At 66.1% G+C, this 10483-nt stretch carries 11 protein-coding genes and 1 pseudogene; 9 read left to right on the top strand and 3 right to left on the bottom strand.

Annotated elements, in window-relative coordinates; translation table 11 throughout:
* Nucleotides 1-698, bottom strand: a 698-nt coding sequence (locus tag ACIPK3_RS32800; protein ID WP_402575655.1) for an ISAzo13 family transposase, incomplete at its 3' end; no start/stop codon positions are given.
* A 97-nt stretch (nucleotides 699-795) separates the two neighbouring features.
* Here ACIPK3_RS32800 and ACIPK3_RS32795 point away from each other — a divergent pair.
* Both ACIPK3_RS32795 and ACIPK3_RS32790 read left to right on the top strand, forming a co-directional pair.
* A pseudogene (locus tag ACIPK3_RS32795) lies at nucleotides 796-1604 on the top strand (IS5 family transposase).
* A gap of 89 nt (nucleotides 1605-1693) precedes the next feature.
* Nucleotides 1694-2290 (top strand): hypothetical protein, encoded by a 597-nt coding sequence (locus ACIPK3_RS32790; RefSeq protein WP_402575653.1) that lies wholly within the window; start codon nucleotides 1694-1696, stop codon nucleotides 2288-2290.
* Nucleotides 2291-2392: 102 nt separating this feature from the next.
* On the opposite strand, the gene ACIPK3_RS32785 is transcribed toward ACIPK3_RS32790, so the two are convergent.
* On the bottom strand, nucleotides 2393-3469 hold the full coding sequence (locus ACIPK3_RS32785; RefSeq protein ID WP_402575651.1) for a PQQ-binding-like beta-propeller repeat protein: 1077 nt from the start codon (nucleotides 3467-3469) through the stop codon (nucleotides 2393-2395).
* 1005 nt (nucleotides 3470-4474) lie between these two features.
* On the opposite strand from ACIPK3_RS32785, the gene ACIPK3_RS32780 reads away from it, so the two are divergent.
* The 6 genes from ACIPK3_RS32780 to ACIPK3_RS32755 all read left to right on the top strand — a co-directional run bounded on the left by ACIPK3_RS32780 (nucleotide 4475) and on the right by ACIPK3_RS32755 (nucleotide 8552).
* A complete protein-coding gene (locus ACIPK3_RS32780; RefSeq protein WP_402575649.1) occupies nucleotides 4475-4681 on the top strand; it encodes a hypothetical protein in 207 nt (68 codons plus the stop codon).
* Complete coding sequence (locus ACIPK3_RS32775) at nucleotides 4682-4936, top strand: DUF6192 family protein (RefSeq protein WP_402575647.1); 255 nt, start codon at nucleotides 4682-4684, stop codon at nucleotides 4934-4936.
* The gene (locus tag ACIPK3_RS32770) at nucleotides 4848-5564 is read left to right on the top strand and encodes a transposase (RefSeq protein ID WP_402575645.1); all 717 of its coding nucleotides are present in this window, start codon (nucleotides 4848-4850) and stop codon (nucleotides 5562-5564) included. The genes ACIPK3_RS32775 and ACIPK3_RS32770 overlap by 89 nt, the downstream gene beginning before the upstream one ends.
* Nucleotides 5565-7065: 1501 nt before the next feature.
* The gene (locus ACIPK3_RS32765) at nucleotides 7066-7341 is read left to right on the top strand and encodes a hypothetical protein (RefSeq protein ID WP_402575643.1); all 276 of its coding nucleotides are present in this window, start codon (nucleotides 7066-7068) and stop codon (nucleotides 7339-7341) included.
* A gap of 46 nt (nucleotides 7342-7387) precedes the next feature.
* Nucleotides 7388-7852: a hypothetical protein gene (locus ACIPK3_RS32760; RefSeq protein WP_402575641.1), complete on the top strand. Its 465-nt coding sequence runs from the start codon at nucleotides 7388-7390 to the stop codon at nucleotides 7850-7852.
* A gap of 295 nt (nucleotides 7853-8147) precedes the next feature.
* Nucleotides 8148-8552 (top strand): hypothetical protein, encoded by a 405-nt coding sequence (locus ACIPK3_RS32755; protein ID WP_402575639.1) that lies wholly within the window; start codon nucleotides 8148-8150, stop codon nucleotides 8550-8552.
* A 22-nt stretch (nucleotides 8553-8574) separates the two neighbouring features.
* On the opposite strand, the gene ACIPK3_RS32750 is transcribed toward ACIPK3_RS32755, so the two are convergent.
* On the bottom strand, nucleotides 8575-9429 hold the full coding sequence (locus ACIPK3_RS32750) for an IS5 family transposase (RefSeq protein ID WP_402575637.1): 855 nt from the start codon (nucleotides 9427-9429) through the stop codon (nucleotides 8575-8577).
* Between the two features lie 570 nt (nucleotides 9430-9999).
* Between ACIPK3_RS32750 and ACIPK3_RS32745 the strand changes: the two genes are divergently transcribed.
* Entirely contained in the window at nucleotides 10000-10404 is a 405-nt protein-coding gene (locus ACIPK3_RS32745; RefSeq protein ID WP_402575635.1) for a hypothetical protein, read from the top strand.
* The last annotated feature ends 79 nt before the right edge of the window (nucleotides 10405-10483 follow it).

The following is a 10483-nucleotide window of genomic DNA, read 5'->3' as shown; positions in this document are numbered from 1 at the left end:
ATTCCGTACGGGATCGCTTTGCCCGGTCCTTGCCGGTCCAAGAAGTCATGGGTCTTGACCTGGGCCGGAGCTCCCTTCGGCTCCCACTCACGGCCTCCATTCTTGTATGGGCCGACCAGTTCCTTCTTCTTCGTATCCACGCTGATCACCGGATCACCGGCACCCATATGCTCCTTGGCCTGGTCGTTGATGTAACGAAACTGGGCATCGCGGTCGGGGTGTTGAGCGCCCTCGACGGTCTTGGCATTGGCCTGAAGACTGAACCCCTCCTCCCGCAGCAGGTCGGCGACAGTGTCCGCCGCGACGCGGTGCCCTTGCCTGGTGAGTTCGTCGGCGAGTTTGCGTGTCGACTTCGTCGTCCAGCGCAGCGGCGACATCGGGTCCCCACGCACATCTGGCTCGACCAGTGCTAACAGTGCAGGTCGCAGCTCCGGATCAATCGCTGCCGCCCGCTTGCGCCCACCACCGGGACGGCGGACCCGGCCCAGTGGTTCCGCCCCGGCCTCCAGCTCGTCCACCCCTTTGCGGACGGTGGTCTCGCTGGCCCCGGCCGCCTGGGCGACCGCTCGGATCCCACCGTGGCCCAGGATCCGAGCCTCAGCTCCCATCAGCAGACGACGCTGCCGCTCGTCCAGATGCGGAAACAACACCTCAAACTTCACTGCAAGTTGACCACGGGTCTCGCCAGATATGCGCATACCACACCAACGAGCCGAACCGCGGGAAGCAACACCTTGATTCTCTGCGAGCCCTTAGACACCGTTTCCTTTGGTGTGATCGTTCGTTGAGCCGTACATGACGGATCTCGTTGAGCGGTTGGTACCGGACGAGTTATGGATGCTGTTCCGGCGAGTGGTGCCGCCGACGGAGGTGAAGCGCCCGCAGGGCGGGGGTCGACGACGGGCCGGTGACCGCGAGACCCTGGCAGCGATCATTTTCGTGGCGGCCTCAGGCTGCACGTGGCGGCAGCTGCCGCCGGTGTTCGGCCCGGCCTGGCCCACGGTTTACCGGCGCTTCGCCCAGTGGAGCCGGGCCAGGGTGTGGGCCAGGCTCCACCGAGTCGTCCTCGACGAACTCGGCGCTCGCGGTGAGCTGGACTGGTCGCGGTGCGCCATCGACTCGGTCAGCGTGCGGGCGGCAAAAGGGGGCCACTGACCGGACCGAATCCGACCGACCGCGGCAAGAGCGGATCGAAAATCCACCTGATCACCGACCGCAATGGACTGCCCCTGTCCCTGGGTATCTCCGGCGCGAACATGCACGACAGCCAGGGCCTTGAGCCACTCGTGCGCGGCATCCCTCCCATCCGGTCCCGCCGCGGCCCCCGGCGCCGACGGCCCACCAAGCTGCACGCCGACAAGGGCTATGACTACGACCACCTGCGCCGATGGCTTCGAGAGCGCGGTATCCGCCACCGCATCGCTCGCAGGGGCCGCGAGTCTTACCAACGGCTGGGCCGCCACCGCTGGGTGGTCGAGAGAACCGTGTCCTAGCTGGCCGGCTGCCGACGTCTGCACCGCCGCTATGAACGCAAAGCCGAACACTTCCTCGCGTTCGTTGCCATCGCCGCAGCTCTGATCGGGTATCGCCGTCTCAGTAGATGAGCCGGACTGGCGGCGAGCAGATGCCGACCATCCCTGCGTTGTCAGCAGCAGCCCATAGGGTGCGCCCAACGTCTCGAAGGAGGAACTCCGTGGGATTTTCGGGTCACCTGGTCTTTGCTCGCAGCAACCACCCTCTGCTGGAAGCCATCGTATTCGACGGCATCGACGAAGAGCTCAAGGCCACCGTGCACACATGGGAGTCACGGCCTGGCGGCTGGCAGACGCTCCAGTTCGATCACGGGATATGGGACGACGCGGACCTGCCCGCCCTGGTTGAGTGGAGCGGGGCCCCGGCCTGCGTCGCCGACGTCTCCGACAGTGACCTTGCTCTCGTGACCGGGCTGGACACCACCGGACAGCGTTGGCAGGCATGGCTGAACCTGGACATCGCCGCCAGGCTCCTGGTCAAGGAGCCCGAGGACCTCGATGACCAACTCTTGGGGCTGGACACGCCAGAGTTCCACGACGCCGTCAGACATAAGCATGCGGAGCTCGATGCGGAGATTCCCACCGACGCCGAAGGTGCCGTTGCCTGGGCCGCAGCCGCCGGCATCCGGGTTACGACACAGAGATTCAGAATCGAAGAGCTGCTTCGTTCACACGAGACCTTCGCAGAAGACCTCTTCAGCTCGCTGCTTGACCAGTTGGGCTTTGTCCAGGCCATCCAGCCCTCACCTGCACCATAAGAAACGAGGTCAAGGCCAGGTAGTGCGCCGACCGCTGGCGCGCCGCTTCTACCGCACCGGCTCTGCGCCGAGCGAGGCGCTTGCTGGGGTGTCCCTTTGGTGTCAGCTGCTGGTGGGGTATGCGGTGAGGCCGGAGTCGCCGAGCCCGATACCAGTTGATTCGTTGACCAGGAGGGGCGCGGCGCCGGGGCTCGGCAGGTCCTTGCCGGTGCGGGCGTCGAGGGCGATCACACCTTCGGCGGTTTCGCCGTAGACGCGTCCGTGCCATGCCGTGGTGACCTTGGGGGCGATGCGATCGGCTCGCTTGTCCGGCAGGTGCCACAGCACCTTGCCGTCGGCGGCGTCCAGGCCGTAGGCGACTCGCGAGCCCCCCATGCCGTAGGAGCAGACGAGAACGCTGAGGCCGTCATACGTGCAGTCGGTATCCGAGTCACCGAGGTCGTCCGGGAGAGTGTGCAGGGTGCGGCCGGTACGAGCGTCGACGAGCCGATGGTAAGGGGCTGCGTTGTCGGGGTCTTCGCCGCGAACGTGGAGCAGGCCCGGGCCCACTGAGCCGACACCCACCCCGGTGCCGACCGAACCCTGCCAGAGCCGTTTGCCGGTGGCCAGGTCGAACCCGGCGGGCCGCTGCTCATCGCCGTCCAGTAGCGCTCCCGCCACAATCTCGCTGGTAACCGCGCATGCCTCGAACTTGTCGACGCTCCAAAGCTGGCGTGGCCTGTTCAGGTCGATGCCGTAGGCGGCGGAGTAGTCGTCGTCGCTAGTAGAGACACGGATTACGGCCACGCCGTGATCCGCGCCGACCACAGTGGCCTGCAGAGCGCCCGCGCTGTTCCACTCGGGCGGACGGAGCATGACCCGCCACAGAACCCTGCGGGTGTCCGCGCTGGTGGCGGTAACTTCGACGGCAACGTGACTCGCCTGCGTCCCCGTACCGGTCAGTTTGACGACGAACGGGGCGATGACGATCCGAGCCCCCGCAGAGGTGGCGAGTAGGGGCGCAGACGCCTGACCCGGGCTGGCCCACTCACTGTCTGAATCCGGTGCGTTGTGAGGACTGGTCGTGGCTGCAACCTTGCCGGACAAGGTGTCCACGACCCGCATACGGCTGGCTGTCGCGATGAAAGCCGTCGTCTTGTACAGGGCGATGGGTAGCGGCGAGTTCAACGTGCCGCCCACGGTCAAACGGCCCTCGACGGCGTCCCCCGGCAACGGGACGGAGCGGCCGGTCGCAAACGCCGCCGGCGGATCGTGGACCGGACGCGACGCCACCCTCGACTGAGCCGACGCATGGGCCGTCACCGGCGTCCCGTGGCCGTCGCCACTGCCGCAACCCGCCATCGCACTGACGACAATAACCGCCGCGCCCGCCCGAAGCGCCGACCTCTGGATCGCTCGACTCCTGCGCACTGGTCCCCCGCACCTGACGATTCAGCAGTTTCCCGAGTGATCACCCTAAGGGCCACTGCCCACAGCCCGAGCAACCGGGTGACGGCTTCAAGACACCGTGTGACAAGGCCTGTTCGGTGCCCGGCAACCGCCCTCGCACTCACCGGGCACACGTGGCGGTGATCTCCGCCAGTTTTACGCCCACCCGTTACACGTTCTACCGGCGCCATAAGTAGGTGTTTTTGATCCCTGGCCGTGAGGTGTGTACGGCTGGATGATCTGGGTTGTGGGGGCTGGCGGGACAGCTCGGCGGTACTGCCGAGAGTGCGGTGATCCGCTGCTGCAGACGATGGCGGCGGAGGCGGTGTTCTGCTCGGGTCGGTGCAGGTCACGTCGTTGGCGGAGGCTTCAGCAGACCCGGCGGAGGGTCATCGCGATGCAGCAGGGCGAGCAGGCGGAGTGCCTGGTTTGTGGCAGGTCGTGGACGGTGGGGGTGGAGCGGTCGAGGGCGGCGGTGTACTGCTCGGACCGTTGCCGGGTGCGGGCCTGCCGTCAGCGGCGGGCGTCGCGGAACGGTGTTACGGAAACGCCGTAGCCGAACGCCTCGCGAGCATCCTGAACACCTCTTGCTATGCAGGAGAGTTGGGGCGTCTGGCTGGTGCTTCGAGCGCCCGGTTCACGCTCTGCCCCGGCGTGTCGCGCTCGCGTCACGGTGGACGGTGACCGGGGTTGGCGCCCCTTTGACCGGTCACGTCGTGGTGACCGGGCCGGGCCCGGGCGAGGGCGGTGGTCATCATGACCGACGTGGCCGACCGGATCGGGAACGTCACCCGGCAGCGTTACGAACAGCTCGTCGGCCAGGCCAAGGAGCTGATCGCGCAGGTCGCCCGCGCGCAGTTCTCCCTGGGTGACATGGCGTTGGAGATCGAGCCGATGAGGTCGGTGGGCGGGTCCATGCCGAACGGCACGGACGACCTGTTCACCGTGACGGAGTCGCTGTAGATGTTCGCGGACGACATCGATGTCGAGCGGCGGACGGTGGAGGACTGGCGTTACACCGCAAACCGGTGGCCGAATGAGCGCCGCAAGGAGGGGGTGTCGTTCACGGTTCACCGCATCCTGGCCTCGGTGGTCGACGAGAACGAGCGGTGGGCGGCTGATCACGCACGTGCTCACCACGACCGCTCCCGTCCACGATGTGCAGGTGACCGACACCATCCACCGAGGCCTCGCCGGGCGGGACCTGCTGCCGGCTGAACACTTCGTCGACTCCGGTTACACCGAGGCTCGTGTCCTCGTCTCAGCTCAACGCGACTACGGCATCGAGATCGTCGGACCGGTCCAGGGTTCCGCGGCCTGGCAGGCCAAGGGCGAGGACGGGTTCACGCAGGAGAGCTTCACGATCGACTGGCAGGCCCAGGAGGTGAGCTGTCCCAACGGCAAGCGCAGCAGGGGATGGTCTGACAGCACCAGCCAGACCGGAGCCGCCGTCATCAGGGTCTGGTTCTCCATCAACGACTGCGGGCCCTGCGCTGTCCGCAGCCAGTGCACACGCGGCACCGGAAGGATCGGCAGACGCCTGACCTTCAGAAACCGTGAAGAACTCGAGGCGCTCCGCAAGGCACGCGAGGAGCAGAAGACGAACGAGTGGCGTCGGCGGTATCAGACTCGCGCGGGCATCGAGAGCACGATCTCCCGCCAACGACGCGATCCAGCTCGGCTCCCCCTACGTCGACACCGACTCCGCCGCAAGCCTGGTCGTGCTGACCGGACAGGCATCCAAGTCCATCGCCGACCAGCAGCAGGCCGTCGCCGACGCCCACGCCAAGAACGCCAACGCCGAGGCACAGGCCGCGAAGAACCTCGCCGACCAGGCACAAGGTGATGCCAAGGAGGCCTACCAGCACGCGGCGAACGCCGCCCAGTACGCCGCCGACGCCCGCACCTACTCCAAGGAAGCCCTCGGCTACGCCGCCGACGCCGCAACCGCAGCCTCCAAGGCATCCGCCTCACTGGCCCGCACCATCGAGTACGACCAGCAGGCCACCGAAGACGCAGCAGCCGCCGACCGAGCGGCCGGAAACGCCGAAGGCTACGCCACCCAGGCCCGCGCCTCCGCCGACCAGGCCGAACTCGACGCCCAAGCCGCCCGCGCCGCAGCCTCCCAGGCCGAACAGGACGCCAAGGACGCCCGCGCCGCCGCCACCCGCGCCGACGCCGCCGCGACCGAAGCCGAACAAGCAGCCAAGGACGCCGACAAATACGCCAAGGAAGCCCAACAAGCCGCCACGGAGACCCAGAACAAGAAAAACGGGCAGCAGATCCAGACGGGCACCATCCTCGACGCGGCCGGCCACATCGACAACGTGTTCTACGTGGTCGACCACTACGAGAACGTCGGCGAGCCGAAAACCCTGTCCAAGACGTCGGCGTGCGACGACTGGAAAAGCAACATCGTCTACACGGGCGACTGCACCATCACCGCGAGAATCACCTACAAGGCGATCCTCGACCTCTACCTGTGCACCACGAAGGACCTCAACCCGGCGTACAACATCTGCGCCACCGCTGACGCGGTCTACCTCGGCCAGCAGCCGTCCGAGGAGATGACCAAGGACGTCACCCACACCATCACGATCGCGGAATTCAACGCGAACATCGACCCGATCGACATCCTCTTCGGCAGCTGGATCGACTGCGGCAAGAAGATCGGCTCGCTGCTCAAGATCTCGGGCAGCGGAGGAAACTGGGGCGGCTGCGGCTGGGCCGCCCTCGACGTCGCCACCCTGTTCGTAGGCAAAATCGTCCGGCCGATCGCCAACGCCGTCAAGGCAGCCGACGCCTACCAGGCCCTGCGTACTCTCGGTGTCTCCGAAGCAGCCATCTCGGGTATCACCGGCAAGGTCATCAAGCAGCTGCGCGAAAGCTGCCTGAAGAAGACCAGGCTCCCCGCCGCGAGGAGCCTGTCCCGGGTCCTCGCCAGGACCAGCCAGGCCGCCGGCTCCCCCTGCACCGAATGGGCGGAGGACTACGGCAGCGGAAGTCACGGAGTGATGGGTTCCATCGACAGCGACGGAATCCTGAACCTCATCGTTCTCGCCAAGGAGGGCAAGACTCCGGCCGGCAGCGAAATGATCGCCGACGTCATGGAAAAGATCGGCGGAAACGCGAAGGGTATCCGGGGCACCTGGCTCGGCGGCGACATGAAGGACAATCTGGACAGCTTCAACGCTGGTATACAGAGTCTCATGTTGAGCGAGGAAGGCAGCACGACTGACTTTCACCGGCAAGATGGCTGCCAAGTACGGGTTCAACGGGAGGGTCCAGATCGTGAAGACGGTAGGCACTCCTGGTAACTACACCAAGGCCGAGGTGGTGTTCTGGAAGTGAAGGACCCCAAGTTGATCGCGCTCGGCGTTCGTGAGCGTGCGATGCGCGGTGACGACACGGTGGACATCGCCCTGTGGGTGAAGGCGGAACTGGGCAGCGAGGCCACCTTCTTCGCATTCGCCAGCTGCTTCTTCCATGGGCTGGGAGTTCCCGTCCACGCGATCAGGGAACTTGAGGGATGGAACGGCGTGGGGGGCAACCGAGAGGTGCCTGACTCGGAGGTTCAATCGAGTCTGGATCCCTACGTCCTGCCACTCCGGCAACAGCGGTAACGGCTGTCCGCACGTCCACACGGCCCGCACTCTGCACCTGCCACGAGTGCGGGCCGCCCGTACGTTCTGTGTCTCCGCGCAGACCGTCGAGATCGCCTACCGCGCCTACAAGGAGGCTCCCAAGCAGGACAACGTCCACGCCGTCACGTCCGAGGTCCAGACGTTCCAACTGTGGGCCGCTTGGCGGGAGGCGCATCGGCAGGCACGGATCCAGGGCAGCCGGGTCCGGACTCGCGAGAACGGCGCACCGCTCCATCCCGACTGGACCAGCCACCGGTTCAACCGGCTGCTCGAACTGTCCGGCCTCCCTCCGATCCGCCTGCTCGGCAAGACGGACATCAAGATGATCCAGGAGCGGCCGGGGCGGCTCCCGCCAGATCACCTCGGACACCGCACCCGCCGTCTTGCCGCAGCGCCTGACGGCCGAGGCGGAGTCCTTGAGCGCGGTCGTACCCAGCCTGGAAGAGACAAGTCCCGGGCGGAAGAAGCCGAAGCGGCCCCAAGAGCTTGAGAGGCTGTCGAGAGGGGTGGGGACGATGAGAACGATGCGCCGGACGAGGGACTTCAGCCCGGCGCGTGACGCGCGCCCTGTGTCGCCTCCGTATCCGTGGGGATCTCCGCTGCGGGGCCCGGCGTAGGCGCAGCCGACGGTCGACCCCGCGTCGGTGGGGACGTTCTGCTGCTGGGGCTGGCTTGCTGGGGTTGGGGTGGTTTTGGAGAGGTGTTTCCGCGGGTCAAGTCTGTTTGTCAGACCGTGTTTGAGATCTGGTTCGGTGGCCTCTCGGAGGTGCTCTAGGCTCGGGCGGGTGATCTTCGACAAGTTCCCCCTCGTCGGCGGCTTCAGGGAGCTGGAGTACGGCAGTCCGGGCGGGCCGTCGATCCGAGCTGCAGCGCGTATGGCTGCGCCTGGGTATGAAGGCGATCTGGTTCAGTACCTGCGCGCCGGTACGACCTTGGTCGCCACGCCGTCAGCTGTGCCTGACGTGCTGAGCGAGACTGGGGCATACATCGGAGGGCTGCACCTGCTCACAGACGGACATTGGCTGTGGTACTCCGACCTGGCCCACTACGTGGGGCGCTACCACGTGGAGCTCGACCCGACGTTCATCGACCACGCGCGTAGCAACAACTGGACTGTCCCGCAGGTCAGCGACGAGCACCTGGAAGCGATGGTGACATTGCTCATCGGAGGCGAAGGTGAGCCGGGCTGATGTTGCGACTCGCGCCCGGACATCAGGCCGAGGTGCGGGTCAACGGGCGTCGGCCTGCTCGGGATACTGGCCCCACTCGGGTCAGGCGGCGGACCGTGATGCCGATCATCGCCCAGCGGACCATCGTCTCGGAGCGGGCGGGACTGGTCTCGCAATCGCGGGCCAGGCGTCGGTGAGCGGTGATCCACGAGAAGGTGCGTTCTACTGCCCACCGCTTCGACTGGACCTGGAACCCCTGCTGGTCGGGGTCTTTGCGAACAACCTCCAGATCGCAGCCGAGCACGGTCGCGGTCCAATCAACCAGCCGGCCGGCGAAGCCCTGGTCCGCCCAGATCTTCTTGACACCTGGATGGTCGAGGCGGGTCCACAGCAGCGGTCGTCGGGCGCCGTCGCGGTCCTGGACACTGGCCGCCACGACGTGCACGGCAAGCAGCAGGCCGAGAGTGTCGGTGACGATGAACCGCTTGCGACCCTTGACCTTCTTGCCAGCGTCGAATCCCCTGGTGGCGACTGGAACGGTGTCGGCAGTACGAACAGACTGCGAATCAATCAAGCCCGCGCTCGGCTCGACGTTGCGGCCATCCGCTTCGCGGACCTGGCCGCGCAGGGCATCGTGGATGCGCTCGACAGTGCCGTCGTCATGCCACCACGTGAAGTACCAGTACACCGTCGGCCACGGCGCGAAGTCCTTCGGCAGTTGCCGCCAAGCACAACCGGTCCGCACGACGTAGAAGATCGCTTCCACGATCCGCCGCCGCGGATGCTTCTCCCGCCGACCGCCCTTGGGCCCCATCCTCGCGGGCGGCAGCAACGGTTCCACCAACGCCCACTGCTCGTCCGTCAAGTCCGACGGATATCCACCCCCGGCACCGCTCACGGCATGCTCAACGACCACACCTGCAACGGGCCACGGCAGATCTCACACACGGTCTGAGCGCCCGCCGAGCCGGAGATGGACTTGGACGTGTTGAGTTCGAGTGGCACCGAAGCGATGGAATCGAGCGTGAGGTGGGAGAAGGGGCCCGCACAGAGTAGAGCGGAAGGTGTGATCTGACGCTTGTTCAACGGCGCTTGCCTACTCGCACTTTCTGACGGAAGTCGGCGCGTCCGGGGCGCGTATCCCTGGTGTTCGGTACACAACTTCAGCGGCGATTCACGTAGACCCTCTCGTGAAGATCTCGTAATCGATTCGTGAACTCTGTGATGATGGTCATGTTGCTTACGTAACTGGCGACGATCTACGCTGCTGGTCGACCACTTATTTTTGTTTTACGTCTGTGTATGGGGGCTGCAGATGTGCTGTCACCCATGCCTGGAAGGAATCCGGGTGACCCCTGGAATGCGCAGGATGCTTCCCGTCGCGGGGATTGCTGCCATCGCGGTACTCGTGGGCGCTCCGGTGCTTGCGAGTGCTGACCCGCAGCCGACGGGGGGAACTACGGCGGCCATGCCGCCGTCCGCAGTGGAGCACTTCGCCTACCCGAATGCGGATCAGATCCAGCAGGAGAAGGGCATCAAGCTGATCAAGGGGGACGGGAACATCACTCTCGCCACATGCGACGCCTCTGCTCAGCAGATCGAGGTCCTGACGGTGCAGGGTAACGGCGGTACTCCGCAGGGTGCCTACTGTTTCAAGGCCACCGCGAAGAGCGGCTATCTCAAGCTCGAGCTCCCGCGTGTTTTCGCGCTGGAGACCGCTGACCACCCCATCAGCGCCGACCTCAGGCCGCAGGCCGACCCCTCGGCGCAGCCCGAGACGGTGGCTGTGGCCCCGAACGGCTACAAGAGCGTGGGCGAGGGAAATGGTGGCGGCGCGCCCAGCGTTCTGCTGGAACTGAGGGTCACCGGCTGACCTGCTCGCCGCCCTGGCCCCTTCTGTCCTCGCGGGACTTTCACGGCCGACTCTGGCCACGCCACTGCGTGGGACGGTT

It is taken from the genome of Streptomyces sp. NPDC086787, assembly GCF_044745865.1.
Lineage (GTDB): Bacteria > Actinomycetota > Actinomycetes > Streptomycetales > Streptomycetaceae > Streptomyces.
Note: the sequence above shows the minus strand (reverse complement) of the source record. Positions and strands in the feature narration are given on the sequence as shown.